The 19779-nt window shown below is 67.7% G+C and carries 16 protein-coding genes and 5 pseudogenes; 9 read left to right on the forward strand and 12 right to left on the reverse strand.

Translation table 11 applies throughout. The annotated features are described in order from the left end of the window. Window positions 1-59: 59 nt before the first annotated feature. A pseudogene (locus ACZ4EG_RS44220) lies at window positions 60-1037 on the forward strand (FG-GAP repeat domain-containing protein); the annotation flags it as partial. A gap of 1097 nt (window positions 1038-2134) precedes the next feature. Next, window positions 2135-3910 carry an RICIN domain-containing protein gene (locus ACZ4EG_RS44225; protein ID WP_467794716.1) on the forward strand — a complete coding sequence of 592 codons (1776 nt, stop codon included), beginning with the start codon at window positions 2135-2137 and terminating at the stop codon, window positions 3908-3910. Here ACZ4EG_RS44225 and ACZ4EG_RS44230 read toward each other — a convergent pair. The 3 genes from ACZ4EG_RS44230 to ACZ4EG_RS44240 are packed head-to-tail and all read right to left on the reverse strand — an operon-like array spanning window position 3838 to window position 5957. After that, window positions 3838-4131 carry a DUF1330 domain-containing protein gene (locus ACZ4EG_RS44230; RefSeq protein ID WP_467794717.1) on the reverse strand — a complete coding sequence of 98 codons (294 nt, stop codon included), beginning with the start codon at window positions 4129-4131 and terminating at the stop codon, window positions 3838-3840. The two genes, ACZ4EG_RS44225 and ACZ4EG_RS44230, sit on opposite strands and share 73 nt — an antisense overlap. A gap of 33 nt (window positions 4132-4164) precedes the next feature. Further along, window positions 4165-5598 (reverse strand): MFS transporter, encoded by a 1434-nt coding sequence (locus tag ACZ4EG_RS44235; protein WP_467794718.1) that lies wholly within the window; start codon window positions 5596-5598, stop codon window positions 4165-4167. Next, on the reverse strand, window positions 5595-5957 hold the full coding sequence (locus tag ACZ4EG_RS44240) for a MarR family winged helix-turn-helix transcriptional regulator (RefSeq protein WP_014173936.1): 363 nt from the start codon (window positions 5955-5957) through the stop codon (window positions 5595-5597). Before ACZ4EG_RS44240 ends, ACZ4EG_RS44235 begins: the two co-directional genes overlap by 4 nt. A 151-nt stretch (window positions 5958-6108) precedes the next feature. Here ACZ4EG_RS44240 and arsM point away from each other — a divergent pair. Then, window positions 6109-6922: pseudogene (arsM, locus tag ACZ4EG_RS44245) on the forward strand (arsenite methyltransferase); the annotation flags it as partial. Window positions 6923-7238: 316 nt separating this feature from the next. Beyond that, window positions 7239-7424, forward strand: coding sequence for a hypothetical protein (locus tag ACZ4EG_RS44250; protein WP_467794719.1), 186 nt, complete (start codon window positions 7239-7241; stop codon window positions 7422-7424). On the opposite strand, the gene ACZ4EG_RS44255 is transcribed toward ACZ4EG_RS44250, so the two are convergent. Genes ACZ4EG_RS44255 through ACZ4EG_RS44265 form a run of 3 tightly spaced genes read right to left on the reverse strand, consistent with a single transcriptional unit; the run spans window position 7402 to window position 9650 of the window. Beyond that, window positions 7402-7578 (reverse strand): DUF6207 family protein, encoded by a 177-nt coding sequence (locus ACZ4EG_RS44255; protein ID WP_453561619.1) that lies wholly within the window; start codon window positions 7576-7578, stop codon window positions 7402-7404. The genes ACZ4EG_RS44250 and ACZ4EG_RS44255 overlap by 23 nt on opposite strands. Before the next feature lie 40 nt (window positions 7579-7618). Next, the gene (locus ACZ4EG_RS44260; RefSeq protein WP_453561612.1) at window positions 7619-9304 is read right to left on the reverse strand and encodes a caspase, EACC1-associated type; all 1686 of its coding nucleotides are present in this window, start codon (window positions 9302-9304) and stop codon (window positions 7619-7621) included. Continuing rightward, the gene (locus ACZ4EG_RS44265) at window positions 9288-9650 is read right to left on the reverse strand and encodes an effector-associated constant component EACC1 (RefSeq protein ID WP_453561614.1); all 363 of its coding nucleotides are present in this window, start codon (window positions 9648-9650) and stop codon (window positions 9288-9290) included. Before ACZ4EG_RS44265 ends, ACZ4EG_RS44260 begins: the two co-directional genes overlap by 17 nt. A gap of 269 nt (window positions 9651-9919) precedes the next feature. Here ACZ4EG_RS44265 and ACZ4EG_RS44270 point away from each other — a divergent pair, with 269 nt between their 5' ends. Then, the gene (locus ACZ4EG_RS44270; protein WP_467794720.1) at window positions 9920-10249 is read left to right on the forward strand and encodes a hypothetical protein; all 330 of its coding nucleotides are present in this window, start codon (window positions 9920-9922) and stop codon (window positions 10247-10249) included. A 10-nt stretch (window positions 10250-10259) separates the two neighbouring features. Here ACZ4EG_RS44270 and ACZ4EG_RS44275 read toward each other — a convergent pair. Then, a pseudogene (locus ACZ4EG_RS44275) lies at window positions 10260-11327 on the reverse strand (IS630 family transposase). A 1221-nt stretch (window positions 11328-12548) separates the two neighbouring features. Beyond that, complete coding sequence (locus ACZ4EG_RS44280) at window positions 12549-12830, reverse strand: amidase domain-containing protein (protein ID WP_467794721.1); 282 nt, start codon at window positions 12828-12830, stop codon at window positions 12549-12551. Between the two features lie 163 nt (window positions 12831-12993). Here ACZ4EG_RS44280 and ACZ4EG_RS44285 point away from each other — a divergent pair, with 163 nt between their 5' ends. Then, a complete protein-coding gene (locus ACZ4EG_RS44285; protein WP_467794722.1) occupies window positions 12994-13494 on the forward strand; it encodes an SRPBCC family protein in 501 nt (166 codons plus the stop codon). A gap of 390 nt (window positions 13495-13884) precedes the next feature. Then, complete coding sequence (locus ACZ4EG_RS44290) at window positions 13885-14340, forward strand: hypothetical protein (protein WP_467794723.1); 456 nt, start codon at window positions 13885-13887, stop codon at window positions 14338-14340. A gap of 613 nt (window positions 14341-14953) precedes the next feature. On the opposite strand, the gene ACZ4EG_RS44295 is transcribed toward ACZ4EG_RS44290, so the two are convergent. Continuing rightward, a complete protein-coding gene (locus ACZ4EG_RS44295) occupies window positions 14954-15484 on the reverse strand; it encodes a hypothetical protein (protein WP_467794724.1) in 531 nt (176 codons plus the stop codon). A 172-nt stretch (window positions 15485-15656) separates the two neighbouring features. On the opposite strand from ACZ4EG_RS44295, the pseudogene ACZ4EG_RS44300 reads away from it, so the two are divergent. After that, window positions 15657-16891 (forward strand): annotated as a pseudogene (locus tag ACZ4EG_RS44300) (IS701 family transposase). Between the two features lie 197 nt (window positions 16892-17088). Here the strand turns inward: ACZ4EG_RS44300 and ACZ4EG_RS44305 are convergent. Both ACZ4EG_RS44305 and ACZ4EG_RS44310 read right to left on the reverse strand, forming a co-directional pair. Further along, window positions 17089-18135: an SPFH domain-containing protein gene (locus ACZ4EG_RS44305; RefSeq protein ID WP_467794725.1), complete on the reverse strand. Its 1047-nt coding sequence runs from the start codon at window positions 18133-18135 to the stop codon at window positions 17089-17091. A gap of 4 nt (window positions 18136-18139) precedes the next feature. Continuing rightward, window positions 18140-18571 (reverse strand): NfeD family protein, encoded by a 432-nt coding sequence (locus ACZ4EG_RS44310; protein ID WP_467794728.1) that lies wholly within the window; start codon window positions 18569-18571, stop codon window positions 18140-18142. Window positions 18572-18982: 411 nt separating this feature from the next. On the opposite strand from ACZ4EG_RS44310, the pseudogene ACZ4EG_RS44315 reads away from it, so the two are divergent. Beyond that, window positions 18983-19162 (forward strand): annotated as a pseudogene (locus tag ACZ4EG_RS44315) (transposase); the annotation flags it as partial. Window positions 19163-19224: 62 nt separating this feature from the next. On the opposite strand, the gene ACZ4EG_RS44320 reads toward ACZ4EG_RS44315, so the two are convergent. Further along, window positions 19225-19545 (reverse strand): helix-turn-helix domain-containing protein, encoded by a 321-nt coding sequence (locus ACZ4EG_RS44320; RefSeq protein ID WP_467794729.1) that lies wholly within the window; start codon window positions 19543-19545, stop codon window positions 19225-19227. Window positions 19546-19779 lie beyond the last annotated feature (234 nt).

Here is a 19779-nt window from a genome sequence, read left to right on the forward strand (position 1 = left end):
GCCCTGTGACGGGGGTCGATCTTTTGGCGCTGAGACGGAAGGGACGCGCCTCGCGTCAGAGCGGGAGTGACACCAGTACCAGCGCGATATGCGACTGTGACTACGGCGGTCCGCTCGTGGTGGGCGGCAGGATCGTCGGCGTGGCCTCCTGGGGCCGCTACAACGACTGCGTGGCACAGGGCGACTACAGCGTCTTCACCAAGATGAGTGCCTTCCTCGGTACCGCGTATCCCCAGATCGACGACACGAACCTGAGCACCTTCAACAAGAAGGCCGACGGCAAGGCCGACATCTTTGTCCCGGAATCCTCCACGAAGACGGGCTACGAGAAGGACTCCAGCGGTAGTGCTTTCGGCGCCCGCGCCTCCTGGGGCAACTGGGGTGGTGTCAACCTGGTCCTCCAGACGGACCTCAACCGGGACGGCTACCAGGACCTAATCTACCGGGTCAGCTCCACCGGTGACGTGTACTGGGAGCACTTCGTGCTCAACAGTGCCCGGACGGACGACTCCTGGACCGACACGAAGATCTTCACCGGCTGGAAGACCCGCACCCGGATCATCGCGCCGGGCGACGTCACCGGAGGCTACCTGCCCGACATCCTGTCGGTGGACTCCGGCGGGACACTGTGGATCTACCCCGGCAAGGGCAACGGCACCTTCGCCTCGCGGGTGAGCGTCGGCACCGGCTGGAACCAGTACAACTCCGTGCGCGGCCACGGCGACTTCACCGACGACGGCAGGGCCGACCTGCTCGCCCGCAACAAGAGCACCGGCGACCTGTACCTGTACAAGGGCACCGGCAAGTCGGGCACTGGCGCCTTCTCGACCCGCATCAAGGTCCGCAGCGCGTGGACCGGCTACAACGCCTTCGACGCGGTCGGTGACGTCAACGGCGACGGCTTGGCGGACTTCTTGGCCCGCACCCCCGGCGGCACGCTCTACCTCTACAAGGGCACCGGGCAGGCGACCACCGGGATCTTTGCCGCACGGGTCTCGGTCGGCGCCGGCTTCCAGTACTACGACATCTGCGGCTGAAAACCGCAGGTGAGCGAGGCTCACCTCGGGGTAAGGTCGCACAGTTCCCATCGCCGTTATGCGGTGGGCACTGTGCGTTTCACAACCCTCGCCCGAGTTCCCCGCCTGTACATCGTTGCCATTTGCGTTGCATGCAACGTGGGCGATGCCCGTTGCTCACGCAGCAGCAGTTGTCCGCCCCTCCTTGGCCAGCACCGTTTGATGCCGCACCGCAGCGGCCCGGACTGTTCACGCCGTGTGCCGCACCGCTGGCGGCTCATCACGGCTGCTGGGCTGCCATCGGCGCCTGGATCGGCGACGAGTTCCTGCGCGGTTACGCTCCACGCAGGTCACGTGGGCGGAGTCGAAAACCGGCCATATTTTGGCGGACGAACACGGATCACACTCCGCACCTCCCACACAGGAAGCACACAGAAAATCCATGACGCGCCGGGGTGGTGGACCCGTGCCACCGCTGGTCGGGTGGCGGGAGGTTTCGCGCCAGTACTCGCGTGAGCGGGTCGAACTCCTGTGCGCACTCGATTGCGATCGCTGTAAGGTTGCGCCGCGCGTGACGGAACCTGACCAGTTCCGTGTTCGCGCACATCAGTCAGCGACCGGGGGAACGCCGTCGCTCACGGGGAGGGGCTGCAGCCGTCCTGCCGTCGTACGGGCCGTCCGTACGTATCAAGGCATGTAAGGCATGCGTTGGAGCGCGCTCCTGAGGATCCCTCAGGAGCATTTCGCCACTTTCTGCTGTCCGGCCGTTCCACCGGCCCACCCCCAAGCAGTAGGAAGGGATGCTTCCTTGCACCCCAGACCGTGGTTCCGGCTGCCCGGAACGCGAAGATCACAAAAACTCACCTCCGCTGTCACCTCCGTCGCCGCCCTGGCCGTCCTGGCCGGTCTCGCGGTTCAGCCCGGCCTGACCAGCCTGGGCGCCGAGCGGGTGGGGACTCCTCTCTCTGGTACGAGGACACCGCCGCCGAGCAGTTGCGGCAGGACCAGTGCCTGATGGCCGACGTGCTGCGGCTGGGCGGCACGTCGATGGCCGCGACCGCCCAGGACGGCCTCAACCAGCCCGCCGAAAAGCTCCATGCCCTGGCGGACAGGAAGAAGTGGGAGCAGACGCCGCTCGCCGTCGCATACAAGAAGGACCGGGACGCGGCGGGCAAGGAGCTGGACGATCTCGCCCTCTCCGGGACGGGTGGGCGAAGCCCGTCGACGGCCTGGAGACTCCCGGCGGATTCACGGTCGCCGATTTCCACTGGCCGCCCGACGGCGACAAGAGTTTCTACACCCAGACCGGTCTGTCGGCCTGGGTCGCCGACCGGTTCTGGAAGACCGACGACGGCTTCTACGAGGACTCCACCCCGAAGGCCGACGCGAAGACCCTCAAGGCCGTCGACGATCTGGGCAGTTCCGTCTACGGCAAGGACCCCGACCCGAAGGGCATGACGCAGGCGGAGTGGAACCGTGCGCTCGCCGAGCACGACGCCTTCGCGTGGATGCACGGCGGTCCCGGCGCCAACGCGGGAGCTGACGACGCCCGTATCTTCCTCTCCTCCGGCGGGTTTCCGCGCACCGCCCCGCAGCCGGGCACGCCGGAGTACCGCATCGCCGTGGAGGACGTGAAGTCCCGGTTCGCCGCGTGCGGCTGGCGTGACCCGCTCGACCCCGACAACGTGCTGGGCGACATCACCGCCACCGCGGCCGGCGAGTGGCAGCAGGAGGTCGCCTCCCAGGCCACCCAGCGCAACCAGATCCTCGACGCGAACGAGAATGCCGTCGACGCCCTTTCCAAGGGTGCGAAGGCCCTCGGCGACATGCTGGGCCAGTCCTGGGTCGCCGACCACCTCACGCGCTGGCAGGACTACTGGAGCCCCGGCGGCATCGGCTGGATCGGCGACTCCTCACTGACCATGAGGGTCGAGGCAGCCCAGGGCAAGTGCCTCGACGTCCAGGGCGGCAACACGGCTGACGGCACTCCGGTGCAGATCTACACCTGCAACAACAGCGCGGCCCAGGAGTGGAAGCTCTGGGGCTCCTACGAGGGCGGCTACGCCCTGTTCAACGCCAAGGCAGCGAAGTGCCTTGACGTGAAGAGCGGTAACAACGCCAACGGTACGAAGATCCAGGTCTGGTCGTGCAACGGAAGCAGGCCGCAGCAGTGGCAGTTCGACATCCGCGCCGCCGGCGAGTTGCGCAATGCCGCCACCGACAAGTGCCTGGACCTGCACACCTTCACCAACGGCAACGACACCCAGCTGTACACGTGCAACGGCAGTGCCGCGCAGCAGATCCGCATCGTCCCCCAGGGGCATGACGGAACCGACAAGCTGTCGTACCCGGACAAGGCCCAGTTCACCAAGGCCAAGGCCGGCATCACCGGCGCCCAGGCGGGTGCGAAGAAGCAACTGGCCGCCCTGAAGGCGCAGCTGGCGGCCGCGCAGAAGGCCGCCACCGCGTCGGACACGGCCATGCAGGCCGCCTACGGCATCGCTGATACCAAGGGCGCGCCGCGAGGCCGTGGCCTGCTGGTCGGTCAGCAGAAGGCACAGGTCACCAAGGGTGCGGTGGCCGCGCTGCAAGCGCTCGTGAAGGCCGGTGAGACCGCCGAGGCCGCCACCCGCGCCTCCGCCGGCGACAGCGCGACCATCGCTCGTCCTGACGAACCTCGAACTCGACCGCTGACAGACGATCAAGACCGAAGACAGCCGCCCACGACCAGCACGAGCACCCACGAACCCCGTCACACCAGCAGCCGCACCAGCGAAAACCAAGATGGTGGATCTTCAGTGAAGATCCGACTGGACCTCGGTCAGTCGATGCCTTCGACGATGCGGAAGTCGCGCTCGACACCGTCGGAGAGGGCGACCAGCGCCTCCTGGTAGGCCGCACTCTCGTGCGCCGCGACGGCCTGCTCGAAGCTGTCGAACTCGATCAGGACGGTGCGCTCGGCGATTCCGGCGTCATGCGCCACGATCCGACCGCCACGGGCGAGGACCCGGCCGCCCCCGGCCTTGACGGCCGGAGGGGCCAGCTTGTTGTAAGCAGCCAGCTTCTCAGGGTCTGAAATGGTGCGGTAGACGCTGACCCAGTAGCCCTTGGGCATGGAACCTCCAGTGTTGAGATGAGTGCATCTGACTTACGAGTTGGTCTCGGACGAGCGTCGGCGGGCGAGAGCGAGGCTTGTCAGCGTCGTGATCGCCATGGCGCCGATGCCGACCAGCGCCGCGGTGGTGTAGGCGCTGTCGTCGGGGAAGAGGTGGCCGGGGCCGGTGCCCGCGGCGAGGATCAGGCCGCCGATGGCGCTGCCCAGGGAGTACCCGACGCTGCGGACGACGTAGTTGAAGCTCATGGCGCTCGACGTCTCGCTCTTGGGGGTGACGGCCAGGATGACGCCGGGCATTGCGGCCGAGAAGCCGCCGACGCCGAAGCCGAGCACGCCCATCGCCGCGAACAGTTCGGCCAGGTCCGACCGGGCCGCCGCGAACAGGGCGAACCCGCCGCCGACCACGACGGCGCTGCCGGCCAGGAGCAGGGGGTCGGTGATCCGCGTCCGGACCCGCGGCGTGAGCTTGCCAGCGACGAACCCCAGCACCGAGAACGGGATGAGGACCAGCCCGGCGACGAAGGTCGTCAGCCCGAAGCCGTAGCCGGCGCCGTGCGGCGTCTGCGCGTACCGGGTGATGAGCGTGAGCAGGAGGTACATGCCGATCCCGCCGACGAACATGGCGAGGTTCGCCCCGGCGACCGCCGGGTGCCGCACCGCCCGCACATCGACCAGGGGCGTCGTGCTGCGCAGCTCGATGACGGCCCAGACGCAGAGCAGCACCACCGCGACGACGGCGAGGCCCGTCGCCACGGCGAGGTGCCGGCTCCACAGATTCCGTTCGCCGGCGAGGAACAGCACCAGGAGCAGCGCAGCGGCCAGGACGACCGCGCCTGCCACGTCCACGTGGGCGGAGCGGCCTTCGGGGGCTTCGGGCATGGAGCGCCACGCGGTCAGGAGGGCGGCGGCGGTGACGACCAGGCCGAGGCCGTAGGCGGCCCGTACCCCGCCGAGCTCGGCGAGCAGTGCGGCCAGCGGGTAGCCGACGCCGGCCCCGATGATCGAGACCACCGAGATCAGGGCGATCATGGCCGCGCTGCGCTCCTCGGGGAGGTGGTCCCGGGCCACGCCCATCATCAGCGCCGTCAGCCCGAGCCCGACGCCCTGGGCCGCCCTGCCGGCCAGCAGCCACGCGAACGGCAGCGGCAGCACGGTGAGCGCGCTGCCGGCGACGACGACCGCCAGCGTGGCGAGGATCGTGGCCCGCCGGTGCGGGCCGGCTCCGAGCCGGCCCAGGACCGGCGTGGCGACGGCGCCGCTGAGCAGCGCGACGGTCAGCGTCCACTGCGCGCTGCCGAGCGAGACGTGGAACGAGGTCGCCACGCTGGTGATGAGCGGCGTCCCGAGGCTGGCGACCGCCGCCACGACCAGAGCGATGAACATCAGGGCGGGGACCAGCAGCCGCGCCTCGGAACGCGCCACCGGGAACGCCTTCACCGCGACCCCGCCGACCGGCTGCCCGGTCACTGCTTCGGCCCTTCGCGGTCCTGGCTTTCGAGCTCTGCCAGATGCTTCAGCGCCGGAAGGGCCGCCACCAGCGCCTCGACCTCGTCGCCGGTGAGCTCGCCGATCAACCGCTCGAACGCGTGGACGCCCGCCTGGCGCCGCGTCCGGACATAGGAGGCGCCGGCCTCGGTCAGGCACACCAGCGTGACCCGCTTGTCGGACGCGTCGCCCCGCCGCTCGACCAGGCCGGACTCCTCCATCACCCGGACCAGGGCGGTCATCGCGGGCTGGGTGACGCCCTCGACCGCGGCCAGATCGGTGATGCGCCGCGGGCCGGTCCGGTCCAGGGTGGCCAGGGTGGCGGCGGACGTCAGGCTCATGTCCCGGGGCAGGCGTCTCGCGGCCCTGGTGGCCAGGCCGTAGAGGGCTGCCCCGATGGCGGCGGACGCGCCAGGAGCGGTGTCTTGACGACTCATGCTCGAAGCATAGCATTTTTATATTCATAGTTTATGGAAATGGTCGACTGGCGCGGGCGGCACCGCCTGTTGCGGACCCCAGGACCATCGAGATCGACGACACCTTCGGCTCCACCCTGTACGCCGAAGACGAGCGCGACACCCTGCCCGCTGAGGCCCTCGCCGCCTCCCTCGGCTGCGGCAACCCGACCGCGGTGGCCGACCTCCACGAAGGCGAACGCGTCCTGGACCTCGGCTCCGGCGGCGGCATCGACGTACTGCTTTCCGCTCGCCGCGTCGGCCCCACCGGCAAGGCGTACGGGCTCGACATGACCGAGGAGATGCTCGCCCTCGCGCTCGAGAATCAGCAGAAGGCCGGCGCTACCAACGTCGAGTTCCTCAAGGGCACCATCGAGGCCATCCCGCTGCCCGCGAACACCATCGACGTCGTCATCTCCAACTGCGTCATCAACCTGTCCACCGACAAGCCCGCCGTCTTCGCCGAGATGATCCGGGTCCTCAAGCCCGGCGGCCGGATCGGAATCTCCGACGTCGTCGCCGACGACACCCTCACCCCCGATCAGCGTGCCGAGCGCGGCGACTACGTCGGCTGTATCGCCGGAGCCCTCTCCTTCGCCGAGTACCGCCAGGGCCTCGAAGCCGCCGGGTTCACCAACATCGAACTCAGCCCCACCCACGCGGTCGCCGACGGCATGCACTCCGCCATCGTCCGCGCCACGAAGCCCACCACCAGCAACAAGGCTGAGGCGAGCACGGGCAGCGACTCCTGCTGCGGCGTCACCGCCTGCTGCACTCCCGCTGAACAGGCCGACGACCCGAACAGCACGGTCGCCGAGGCCAAGAGCGCATCCGGTCGCAACTGCGGCTGACAGCACGCCGGTTCGACACCTCACCTCAGGGTGGCCTCCCGCAGCCCCTGAGAGCGACACGAACGCCCTCCTCAACGGGACATCGGATCCCGCGCTGATCCAACTCAAAGAGACGCGACCAGCGCGGGACACGCCCACCGCGCGAACAAGCACGGTGTCGAGGGGATCGTGGCCAAGCCGCTCAGGTCGGCCTACAAGGCAGGCCGGGGCTGGGCGAAGGTCAGGCACGCGGACACCGTCGACGCCACCGTAGTCGGCTTCACCGGCACGGCCCTGCATCCCAAGGGCCCTCGCCGTACGGCTGCCCGACGGACGGGTGGCGCTGTCCCAGCGGCTGACCACGGCACTCGCGTCCGTCGTCGGCCCGCGCCTGGTCCCCGAGAACGGGCGGGCGTTCACGGAGGCCGGCGACTCCTACACGCCCGCCGTCGGCGACGTGGTGGTGGAGGTCGTGGCGGGCACGACCCGGCACGCGGTCGTCACTGTGATGCGGCTGCGCTGACCGGTGGCAGGGCTTCGTCCGGCGCGGCCGGGCTGATCGGCTGGCGCAGGTCCAAGTAGCTGCGCAGCCGTACGCCGGGCTCGCCGGCGTCCCGCGTCGTGTGCTGTGCGGGCGACGTCGCCCACCGATCGGCGAGCAGCTGCTGGAAGGCCAGGGCGGTGGCGTCGTCGGCGGCCGCGACTTCTCTGAACTGATCAGTTTTCTGAGCGAGAGGAACGCAGGAGGCTGAGAACCGCGTCGGTCAGCTCGGACGCGCTCCGATAGCGCGCGTCCGGATCTTTGGCCAGAGCCTTGAGTAGGATGCGGTCACACTCGGGCGGCAGTGCCGGGTTGGCTGTGGAAGGAGGCGGCACGGCTTTTTCCACCTGGGCCATGACGATGTCCAGCGGGCTCATTCCAGGTTTCATGAAAGGATTACGGCCTGTGAGCAGCTCGTACAAGGTCATCCCAACGGCATAGAGGTCACGCTGCACATCCGGCGGGGCACCATGCACGGCCTCCGGCGCCAGGTAGGTCGGGGTGCCAATGAGGATTCCCTCTCTCCCATGTAGGCCGGAGTCCAGATCCGCCGCGAGGGCCGCAATGCCGAAGTCGAGGACCTTCACCTTGCCGTCGGCCGTCAGCATGATGTTGCTCGGCTTCACATCACAGTGGATGACTCCCTGGGCGTGAGCGTATTCCAGGGCGTCGAGCACCTCGAGAATCACTGCGGCGCTCTCGGAGACTCCGAGCCATCCAGCGGTGTCGAGGAGCTGTGGTAGGTCGGCTCCGCGTACGTACTCCATGACGAAATAAGGCACTCCCTCGAGGCTGCCCATGTCATGCACCGTGGCGATCACGTGATGCGTGAGCGCAGCCAGAGTCCGGGCCTCCTGGGGGAATGCAAGGTCGAAGTCTGGATCCGCCACCGTGGGGCGCATGAACTTCACTGCCACCCACCGCGCCAGCATCTGGTCTGCGGCGAGGTAGACGCTGCTGATGCTGCCGCTGCCCAGCAGCCCCGCCACTCGGTAGCGGTTGCCGAAATCGAGGGGGTCCGCGGGGCTCGTAGCGGCAACGGGCGGCGTATCCGACACGTTCAGGCGACGCGCCAGCTGCCGTAGCAGGGCTTTTGTGGACATCGGTGCTGACGAGGGCCGCCCACGGCCGTCGAAGGCATGGTTGCGGGCCAGCACGACCGCGCCCGCGGTGTCGCTGCCAGTGCGGTCCGGCCGTGGTCTGCCTTTACGGGTGAGCTCACCGCGCACCCACTCGTAGGCTTGATCGACCGTGATCTCCGCGGAGCCGCCCGGGATGCCAGAGTGCAGAACGGCGAGGAGTTCGCCTGTGAAGGCCGTATAAGTCTCGCCCGGGGGTGCCAGTGCGACTCGGTCGTCTCGCGCGGATGTCACGACCACGGTGCCCCGGGCCGCGGTCTGGGCGCGTACCGCGTCGGTCGCCGCCGACATCGCACCGTGCACCTTGCCGCTGAAACAGCTGTCCAGCACAGCGACCCGGCGGTGCGCCGTGGACTGGGCCAGGAATGTGCGCATCCAGTCGTACTCGACGCAGGTCCAGGGCTCGTCAGGCCGGGACCCGGATAGGGACAGGTAGAACTGCAGACGTTCGTCGAGTACGCCGTGCCCCGCGTAGTACACCAGCAGTGTGTCCCGTGCCTCGGCCGACGCACGGCGCAGCGGATCGACGACGTCTGACGGCGTTCGTGGCTCGGTTATGGCGACGCAGTGCTGCGGCGGAAGCTGCCACCCCTTCACAGACGTGAGAAACCCGTGCAGCGCGGTGACGTTGTTCGCTACAGCGGGGAGCGCAGGCAGGTGGTCGTATTCGGACAGGCCGATCAGGACGGCCCGCGATAGCTTCGGATCAGGCAGTGAGCTCATCGCCGCGGTCCTCGAAGGCTGCGACGACATGGGCGATCACTTCCGGATCGCTGCTGGTGATCTCGACGCGGGTACCGTCGTGCTCGATCGCCACGACGGGCGGCGAGGGACGACTTCTGCGCCATGCCGCGATTGCGAGGGCGAGATTGGCCACCTGGAAGCCGCTGTCGACGGCCAGCCGGATCACGTCGAAGGCCGAGCCCATCTGCCCTGCACCGGGCGGTGCCACAGGCAGCGAGACTCTTGCGGTCTCTCCGACGAACTCGTCACCCCGTAACCACTGGGTCAGCCGACGCAGCTCCTCGGCCACGCCTTGCCCGTCGATTACGACCCGGAACTCGTCCATTCCCCACCCCGTTGGCCCGACCTCGCCGCTTGACGCGATTTTATAGCCGCAGCGCCAGACTTGTGCCTGGTCGCGCTACAGAACCGTGATGTGCGACCAGCCTCGCTGAACTGCTGATTCACAGCCATCAGTTCAGTCAACACACCGTCGACAACCAGGAGGCCGGGCTCGCTCACGTGCACCACGTTGATCGGGTTCATGTACGGCACTACGCCCGAGCCTTCGGGAGGGTTCCGGCGATCCGGCGTCTTTGGTCCCAGGAGCGCCAAGTGGCTGCACGCGGCGATGAGATTGATGGAGTGATCCGCATAGGACTGGAGCGACGCCTCGTCCAGCACCGTGCCCGCCTCCATTTCTTCGCGCCGCCGGACGGATTCGCTGTTGAAGACGGCGTACATGTCCATCACCTGCAGACAGGCCTTCTGCCGTTCCTGGCGGACCCACTGCTGCAGCTCCAGAGCAGCCTGGTCTCGAACCTGTTCCCGTACGGCGGCCGCGTTCATCTCCGCGCCGATCCGAGCACCCCGGACCGCGGCAAGCCCGCCGACGAGAGCACCAACGACCGCGCCAACAAGCCCGACGCCACCTGCGATTACTGACTTCAGCTGGTCAGGGTGATGTTGGATCGTCGAGGGTCAGGCCGGTACCCGCTATGAAGCCGTCGAGGGTGTCGGGCCGGTACTGAAGTCGTTTGAGCCGGTTGCGGACGAGGGCCTCGAGCCGGTCGAGGGCGACCACGGCGAGGTTGGCCAGGCTGCGCTTGACGTGCGCCCATACCCACTCGACGGGGTTGAGGTCGGGCGAGTAGGCGGGCAGCAGGAACACCGTCAGCCATGCACGCTCGGCGATCAGCTCACGCATGGCGTGGGAGACATGGGTGTTCAGGCGGTCCCACACCAGCACGATCGGTGCTTTGACGAGCTGGTGAGTGCCGTCGATCAGCGCGATGAAGTCGCGTTCTCCCATGCTGCGGCGCGCGCCCTTGCCCGCGGGGTGGGTGCGCAGGCGGTGGCACAGCCGGGTCCGGGAGCCGGGCCGCATGGCGATCAGCCCGGCGACGGAGAGCCGTCCCGAACGTCTTCCGCTCACCGTCACCTGCGGAGTCACTCCGCGTCGGCCCCAGGTGCGTCCTTTGGGCGGCCGGCGGGTGAAGCCTGCCTCGTCCTCGAAGCAGATGTAGCCTCCGCGGGCCGCCCGGGCTCTTTTACCAGGTCGCCTCTTTCCAGACGGTGACGGCCTGCTCGTTGCGCTCGGCGACCCGCCGCGCGGGGACCTGTGGGCTGAAGCCGAGCCGGTGCATCAGCCTCGTCGCGCCGGAGCTGTAGGAGACGTGGAACTTCCTGCCGATCAGCGTGGCCACCCTCGCCGCGGTCCACACCTGGTCCTCCACCCAGCCGTGCGCGGCCGGGCCTCATCGAGGTACGCGGCCAGCTTCTCCAGACAGCGCGGGGACAGGCGGCATCGCGATCCGCTCGGGCCACGGGAGGCCAGAGCCTGCACGCCGCCGTTCCGCCACAACTGGTGCCACTGGTAGGCCGACTTCGGGCTCACCCGCAGCCGCCGTGCAACCTCCAGCGGCTTGATCTTCTGTTCGAACAGCTCGGCCGCCTGCATCCGTACCGTCTCCCGGCGCTGACATCCCGCAGGGGTCAGCCCGCCCCCATCCGCATACCTCACACACCACGGAATACATCCGCTACCCCAGGCCCAGCAGGGACTTCAGGAAAGATCACCCTGACGAGCCGAAGTCAGTAAGGCCCCACCGCCAGCACACCGGCGACGGAACGTTACCGTTACGAGTCGGCCCGCTCACTCGTGGCTGTGCGGCGTCGCGGGCCGCTGTCCTCAGGCTGGCGGACCTGGGCGGATCCAAGCCGCGCGGATCGGGATCCGGACACCTCGGCGTGGTCACGTCTGCGGACATGGTGCACGGCTTAGGCCGTGTGGGGCGTCAGAGGCGGTCCCTCACAAGGCTCAGTGGCCGAGTGCGGGTGGCGGGTCCATTTCAGGGGTGCTGCTCTTCATCGCCCGGTGAGGACGTGTCCGGCCCCCTCCGGCGGGCGGGCCTTAACCCCCTGCGGATGCGTCGAAGGGCCGCTCACCTCGGCCATTCCGCCCCGGCTGACCCATTGCCCGAACCTGTGCCGATCAGCACGGACGTTCTTCCCCTGTACGGCTTGGTTCAGTGCACCCGCTCGGCCCGTCACCCTCACCCTCCCGGCCGCGAGCCTCGGCCACGTGATCACCGTGCCCACCGTGCTCCCGTCCGTGGCGACCGCGAAACGGCCCCCGTTGGATGCAGTTGTCGCGACGATCTGCAGCTTCGTGCCATCCGCCGTGAAGGACACCGTGATGCCCGGCGTGGCGGACACCCGGACACCCGGACGTCTGTGCGCCAACATGGACCGTGTTCCTCTCACGCATGAGGGCCGGACTATCGCGCAGAAGGACGAACACCCGTTCCGGCGGGACCTGCAGAGCGAAAGCGGTTGCAGAGCAACACCGGCAGCGGGCAGCGGGCCGCTCACCGACTCGCCATCCCGGCCTCCCCCGACGTGTACCACGCATCTGCACCGAGACAGTCGACGCAGCCTCGCCAACGGTACGAGGGCCGTCGGCAGCGTGGTCGTGACGACCGTGAACCAGAAGCGGCCCGCACCGCAGGTACGGCCTGGTGTCCATCAACCGCACACGCCTGCGATCCGAACAGGCATCCCCAAACTTCCTCCTTGCGGTGAACCGGTAGGCGAGGTAGGGGACGCCGTTGTACTTCTTGGTGACGACCATCGAGTGGCCGATGACTTTGTTCCGGTCCCAGTGGGCCTGGAGGACGTCCGAGGCGAGCAGGTTCCACACGTTGCCGAGGGCTTTGGTGCGCTTGGAGTGTTTGATGGCGAATCAGTACCAGTTCTCAGCGCCGCCCCATGTGTACGACGCCCACAGGCTGGTGGGCCCGTGGAACCAGTACTTGTTGCTGGTGCGCTGGAGGCTGGAGCCGCCCGCGGACTTCCAGTCGCCGGCGAACATGATCTGCGACAGGAGGTTCGTGCAGTCGTTTCCGCCGTAGGTACGGAACGCAGAGTTGTGGTGGTCCCAGTACGGCGGTGCGGGATGACCAGGCCGGTGCCCCGGTAGCGTTCGGCCCGTACCCAAGCCCGGGAAGCCGCCTGGCTGCAGCATCGAACATGTCCAGCCAGCGAGCGGGGTCTACGCTATGGACTGCGGCCACCGCCTGATCTTCGTTTGTCCACACAACACGCGATGATCACCGGTGGCAGCACCTGCCTTTGCACCGCCCCTGACCGGCGAGCTCGCGGTCCGAGGGCGGAGTACTAAGATCGAGATGCTGGTCAATCTCGACGCCTTCGGTTGGAGGAGGTTCGTGATGACGCACAGTGGCAGGCTGAGGCTGCACATGCAGCGCGTCCTCCGCGCACCGCGCTCGGTCGTATTCCGCGCCTTGACCGAACCCCAGGAACTGGCCAAGTGGTGGGGCCCTGACGGGTTCGCCACCCCACGTGTGGAAAGCGACCTTCGGCCAGGAGGTAGTTATCGGATCGCGATGCAGCCTCCGGAAGGCGATCTGTTCTACCTGGTGGGCGAGTTCCTCGAGATCGACCCTCCGGAACGCCTGTCCTACACCTTCCGATGGGAGGATCCCGATCCCGAGGATCGGGAGACGGTGGTGACGCTGTCGCTTCGCGCCATCGGCGGTACGTCGGTCGAGCTGGTTTTCACCCAGGGTGACTTCGCCACTGAGCGGCGCCGCGCTCTTCACGAGGAAGGCTGGACGCAGAGTCTCAACAAGCTGGAGGAGCTGACGTCGTCGACCGTGTCAGCCTGAGAGCTTGCTGCAGCGAGGGGCCCTGCCCCTACCCGACCACGTTCACTTGTACGCGGACAGCCGTGCTGAGTTGACGGCGTCGACCGCGGTCTCGCCGTTGTAGACCAGCCAGTGCAGGGCGTAGGCGCGGTTGGCCCGAACGGCACCTGCTGGGTTGTCTGCACATCAAGCACACCCTCGGCATCACCGAACGGGACCGAAGAACGCAGGCGGTGACGCGTGACCGTGCTCGCGTCACAGAGCACAGGCCGACCGAATCATCGGCATGCGCATAGAGGTTTGATTCCGCTCACCCCCTCGCGGATAGGTGCGTCCCCTTTTGAGTTATGTCGCGCGTGTCGTCCCTTGTCCAGGGGATTTGTTCTGATGGACACCCTGGGGAGGCCTTGCATGTCCAGCGCTGTCATCACCGGCCGGCACGCGGCCCGCAGCGGTGTGCGCGGTGCGCTGCTGGTGGCCGTACTGGCGCTCCTGATCACGACGTTCACTCCCGCCTTCTCCGATGTGCCGCCGTCTGCTACCGGCGACAGCGCTGTCCTGCACCTCCCGCAGACGTTGCCACCAACGTCCGACGACGATGACGCCTGCGAGACCCTGCAGGCGTCATCGTCGTCGGACGCCGGCCTCGGCATGGCGCGCGACGCACCGCATCGCAGTGGAGGCCACCGGGCGTCCATCGTCTCGCCCTGCCGTCACCGTTCCCGCCTGGCGGTACTGGGCTGGCATCAGGGCGTGCGCGACGACCTCGCCCGGGCCGCTGCTCTTGGCGTCCAAGGACGCGCACCAGCCTCGGCTCATCACCTGGCCGGAGAGCAACTCCCGCAATACGCCGTCCTGCGCTGCTGACCGGCCCGGCCGCGTCGCTGCCCCCTTGCCCGGCTCGGGCGCAGCAACGGCCAGACCGCGCTGCCAGTAACCGGTCCACACTGCAGGAGATGCACCATGCCTCGCGACATCTACGCCGCCATCGCCGCTTGGGTTCGCGCAGAAGCCACCCGGCAGCCCGTCCCCCCACCGTCGACGGCCCAACCGGTCTCCCTGCCCGCGCCGGCCACCCCGGCAGACGATGCCTCAGGTGTCGTCGAGCCGTCCCCCGTACCAGGCCGCATGACACGGCGCTGTTGGCCGGTCCGCCTGGTGGGTGGCGCGGCATCAGCCGCCCGCCGAGGCGCCGCGGCCGTCACCGCGAGATGGCGCCGGAAATGTTGACGGCCTTGCCCCGGTGTTCCCCCCACCTGACGATCTACGCCATAGATCGGCCTTGCCCATATCGACGAGCAGTTGGCGGTACTCGTGCAGCGCGACAACCAGACTGACGAGGCTCTCGAGGACTTGGACAAACAGGTCGCCTCCTTGTACTCCAGTTGTAGATCGTGATCTTGTGTCTTGTGGCGGTGAAGGTTGAGCGCGTGCTTCTCGGTAACGGGAGTGCCTCGGTCTGACCGAGGGCGCCGTGGCGTTACGTGTTCTGGCAGGCCCTGCTCTTGAACTCCGCTATGGAGACGGTGATTGCGGACTCGTCGCCGTTGTCCGAGATGTTGTCGTAGCGGACCTTTCCCGAGGTGAGCCGGTCCCGGTCGGCCAGGGTGAAGGAGACGCTGCTCGACGACCACGAGTCGTCCTTGGTCCAGCCGTACAGGACATAGGAGGTCTTGGCGGTGAGCCGAGCGAGAGATCTGGTCGCGGCCCAGCCGGCAGCGGGAGAATCGAGGGGCCAGGTGGCGAGACCGGCCGTGAGGGGGCGATCGGCGATCCATGAACCGACCGTCACCTGCTCGTCGACGTCATCGCTGTCCACGTAGCGGGTCGCGCCATCGATCTGATGTCCGCAGATCATCATGACACCGAGCAGATGGCCGTCGCCCGTCACGAAGATGCCGGCAACGGCATCGACGGGGACCGTGCATCCTGAGGTCGCGGCCAAGGCAACGCCGACCACGACGGCACCGACGAAGCGCCGGAACACCGGCCGTGAAGTGGTTGACCACATGATGAGCCCCCCGCCCGGCGCACGTAGGCGCCTCCTGCCCCCGCATGACAGGGGGCGAGCGGCGCAAGTGCGGCCACCGTTGATCATCGGTGTGTGAAGACAAGAAGATCAGGCGGCCGCCGCAGGCCATAGCATAGATCCCGCCCACTGGCAGGATATGTTCGAGGCCCTGATGGGCCGCATCGCGGGACGGTTCACCCGAGTGGAACCACGGCGGCGGGCGCGGAAGTTCGTGCTCGGGCTCTTGTCGGACCTGCCACGCAAGAATTGCTGGACGCTGGCCGCGCACGCCGGCGATGCCACCCCGTACGGCCTGCGGCATCTGCTGTTGAGGCGAAGTGGGATGCCGATGCGGTCCGGGATGACCTGCGCAGCTTCGTCGTCGAGCAACTGCATGACGAGGACGCGGTGTTGGTGGTCGATGAGACCGGCGACCTGAAGAAGGGAACCGCCACGGTAGGCGTGCAGCGCCAGTACACCGGCACAGCCGGACGCATCGAGAACAGCCAGGTCGCCGTCTACCTCGCCCATTCCAGCCGACGCGGGCACGCGGCGATCGACCGGGAACTGTATGTGCCGGGCTCGTGGATCACGGATGCGGCCCGCTGCCGGATGGCCGGGATTCCCGAGGAGGTCGGCTTCGCCACGAAGCCAGCGCTCGCCGTCCGCATGATCGACCGGACCCTGGACGCCGGGGTCAGTGCCGCCCGGGTGGCCGCAGACGAGGTCTACGGAGGCAATCCACAACTGCGGGGCGCGCTGGAAGAGCGCCAGGTCGGCTACGTCCTCGCGGTGGCTTGCGATCACCAGATCGCCACCCAGGCGGGCAAGGTGCGGGCCGACGCACTGGTCAAGAAGCTGCCGAAACGGGCTTGGCGGAAGCTATCCGCAGGCGCCGGCGCCAAGGGGCACCGCTTCTACGACTGGGCCCTGGCCGACGTTGCCGACGGCCAGCCCGGTCACCGCCATCTACTCGTTCGCCGCAACCGCAACAGCGGCAAACTCGCCTTCTACCGCTGCTACTCGGCCACCCCGGTGCCGCTGGCCACGTTGGTGCGGGTGGCCGGGCGCAGGTGGATCGTCGAGGAGACGTTCCAGGCCGCCAAGGGCCTGGCCGGGCTGGACGAGCACCAGGTCAGACGCTGGACGTCCCGGCACCGCTGGGTCACCCTCCCGATGCTCGCCCATGCCGTCCTGGCCGCAGCCACCGCCCACGAACACGACCACCGCCCGGCACCAGACGAGCTGATTCCGCTGACCTGCAACGAGATCCAGCACCTGTTCGCCGCACTCGTCACCACCGTGCGCCCAGCCGCGCATCACCTCGGCTGGTCCGCCTGGCGACGACGCCATCAAGCCCGGTCCCGGGCCTGCCACTACGAACGGCAGGCAGCCCATCAACGATGAAGATCGCGATCTACAACTGGAGTACTTGGAGAAGGGGAGTGGCCGCTCCCGAATACCGGCGTCCTGGCGGTCACCGTGGTGCCGCTGACGATTCTGGGTGTGATTCGCGGATTGGTCGAAGTCCCTATGCGCAGCGGATTGTTTTCCGACATCTGATGCCCGAGATCGGCTGATGGCATGTCGAAGTCCGGTAATGGTCACCCGCCGTCAGGGAAGGGGGCAGGGCGGGAGGGCGTCGATGGAGACGCCTCGGCCTTGGCCGCGTCGGCGAGGGCGGCGGCAGCAGCTTCTGCGGCCTGAGCCGTGTCGTTGGCAGCCTGGGCGGCCATGTCGTCTGTGGGCTTCTCGCGGGTGGCCTGTGACGGGGGCAGCACCTCACTGAAGGCGCGGGATACGCCCTGGAGTGCGGAGGTGACCTCGCTGGGGATCACCCAGAAGGTGCTGCCCGGGCCTTGCGCGAGTTGGGGGAGCATCTGGAGGTACTGCCAGGCGAGCAGCTTGGGGTCGGGGTCGTTGCGATGCACGGCCTGGAACACCTCGTCGATGGCCTGGGACTGGCCCTCGGCCTGGAGGATCGCAGCGGTCCGGTTACCCTCCGCGCGCAGGACCGCGGCCTGCTTGTCACCCTCGGCGGTGAGAATCTGCGATTGGCGTTGCCCCTCGGCCCCGAGAATCGCGGCCCGCTTGTCCCGCTCGGCTCGCATCTGCTTCTGCATCGCGTCCTTGATGGTCTGCGGAGGGTCGATGGCCTTGATCTCCACCCGGTTGACCCTTAGCCCCCACTTGCCGGTGGCTTCGTCCAGCACCCCACGCAGCTGGCTGTTGATGGTGTCCCGTGAGGTGAGAGTCTTTTCCAGGTCCATGGATCCCACGACGTTGCGCAAGGTGGTGACGGTGAGCTGCTCAACCGCCTGAAGGAAATTCGCGATCTCATAGAAAGCGGCTCGCGGATCGGTTACCTGAAAATACAGGACGGTGTCGATCTCGACGACCAGGTTGTCCTCGGTGATGACCGGCTGGGGTTTGAAGGAGACGACCTGTTCCCGCAGGTCGATCATCGGATAAACGCGGTCGATGTACGGGATGACGAGGTTGAGGCCAGGATTCAGGGTCCGGTGGTAGCGGCCGAGTCGCTCGACATTACGAGCCCGCGCTTGGGGCACGATACGGACCGCCCGCACCACGGTGAAAACCGCGAACAGCGCGACGATCAGGCCGGCAATGAGGAACGCCGAGGTTTCCATGATCTCAGTCCCGGGGGTAGACGATCGCGGTGGCACCGCGGATTTCTATGACATCAACGGTCTTTCCAGCAGGAATCACCAGCGTCTCGTCGTAGGAGCGGGCCGTCCATTCCTCGCCGTCAATACGGACCCTGCCGCCCAGGCCCGTCACCTCCGAGACGACATAGGCGGCCCTGCCGACCAGTGCGTCTACGCCGAATCGCGCCGCTTGGGGCTGGAGCACGTGGCGCAGCGCAATGGGCCGCACGAACAGCACGGTGACCGTAGCGACGACGGTGAACACCAAGAACTGGAAGGGGAGCGGCAGCCCGACCGCGGCGGCCCCTGCCGTGACCAACGCGGCCGCACTCAGCATTCCGAGCGCAGCAGTCAGGGTGAAGATCTCCGCCACAGCCAACACAGCTGCGATGATCAACCAGAACAGCCATAGATCCATTGCGTGCCTCTTCTGAGCGGTGCGCATACCCGACATGGGACGGCCGCGGAATGCCTGGAGTGAAAAACCTGCCGAACCCAGGCGACTACCTCACGCTTTTACTGCAATTTTACCCATATGCGCAAGATTTGCTCCTCCAATGCAGACGAGTACGTTACGGCAGGGCTCGGAGGCTGGTCTCAGCCCAGGGTCTTTACGTGAAGTGATCTTGTCCGGTTTCATCCGGTGAGGCCGAGGAGGACCAGGGGCCGACGGTAGTCGCGGGCCGTTCGTCGGAGGGCGGCTGCGATGTTCTTCTGGCCGTCTTGCCGATGGAGGTCGATGGTCAGGTTGCGGAGACTGGGACCTGTCCCCGAGTGGTGGACACCTCTGAGCCCGGCACCGCCAGGGGCTGGGGAGGAGGGATCTCCTATGGTGATGAAGGTCTGCTCGCCCGAGTTCAAGGCGGACGCGGTCGCGCTGTACCTGTCGGACCCGAGCTACACCTTCGAGGGCATCGGCAAGGACCTGGGGATCAGCCGGGAGACGCTGCGCAACTGGGTGCGGGCCGAGCGGATCCGCCGCGGCCAGAGCGGCGCCATGATCAAGAGCACGAAGGACGTCCCGGTGAGCGAGGCCACACCGCCGGCCCGGCCTCGTTTGGCGCCCACGTCTCATTCGTACGGCTGGACCTCGAGCCGCCCGGGCGAGGTCTGCTTGACCATGCCGATAATCCGCAAGCGTTCGGCCTCGGTGATCCTTCGTTTGCGGCCCTGCCCGCTCAGATCCTCCAGGCCCTCCAGCCCCGAGCGATTGAAGGGGTGCAGCCAGCGGCGCACCGTCTTCTGGCTGCACCTCAGCTCCTCGGCGATCTGCGGAACCAGCCACTCCAGAGCGACCGCCGAGCACCTCGCGAAACTGCTACGTGGGCGCCGTGAGCGGCTCGGAAGCCTCAAGGGCACCCGCGCGCTTGGCGCCTTTCGGGAGGGTGCCACTCCCTGGGACCAGGCCGGTCGTGGACCGGCCTGCCAGTCGCGGTGGGCGTCGGACCGCTCCGGGCGCGATCGGGGTGGCCGTCCATCTTGCGGGGGTCGAAATTTCAGCGCGTGCTGGTCAGCCCCTCGTGCGTCGCTCCTAGTCTTCTGAGTCAGGAATTCTGTTCAGATGTGTAGGGTTGTGGGGTGGCGCGTACTGGGCGGCCGAAGGCCGAGTTGATCCTGTCGGACGAG

The organism is Streptomyces sp. NPDC025638 (assembly GCF_055558775.1).

Bases quoted from the DNA above. Each gene is read 5' to 3' on its own strand.
- ACZ4EG_RS44295 (WP_467794724.1), bottom strand. From the start codon at position 15,484: ATGTGGTCAACCACTTCACGGCCGGTGTTCCGGCGCTTCGTCGGTGCC.
- ACZ4EG_RS44230 (WP_467794717.1), bottom strand. From the start codon at position 4,131: ATGCCCAAGGGCTACTGGGTCAGCGTCTACCGCACCATTTCAGACCCT.
- ACZ4EG_RS44260 (WP_453561612.1), bottom strand. From the start codon at position 9,304: ATGAGCTCACTGCCTGATCCGAAGCTATCGCGGGCCGTCCTGATCGGC.
- ACZ4EG_RS44290 (WP_467794723.1), top strand. From the start codon at position 13,885: ATGTCCAGCGCTGTCATCACCGGCCGGCACGCGGCCCGCAGCGGTGTG.
- ACZ4EG_RS44310 (WP_467794728.1), bottom strand. From the start codon at position 18,571: ATGGATCTATGGCTGTTCTGGTTGATCATCGCAGCTGTGTTGGCTGTG.
- ACZ4EG_RS44280 (WP_467794721.1), bottom strand. From the start codon at position 12,830: ATGCTGCAGCCAGGCGGCTTCCCGGGCTTGGGTACGGGCCGAACGCTA.
- ACZ4EG_RS44305 (WP_467794725.1), bottom strand. From the start codon at position 18,135: ATGGAAACCTCGGCGTTCCTCATTGCCGGCCTGATCGTCGCGCTGTTC.
- ACZ4EG_RS44285 (WP_467794722.1), top strand. From the start codon at position 12,994: ATGCTGGTCAATCTCGACGCCTTCGGTTGGAGGAGGTTCGTGATGACG.
- ACZ4EG_RS44240 (WP_014173936.1), bottom strand. From the start codon at position 5,957: ATGAGCCTGACGTCCGCCGCCACCCTGGCCACCCTGGACCGGACCGGC.
- ACZ4EG_RS44265 (WP_453561614.1), bottom strand. From the start codon at position 9,650: ATGGACGAGTTCCGGGTCGTAATCGACGGGCAAGGCGTGGCCGAGGAG.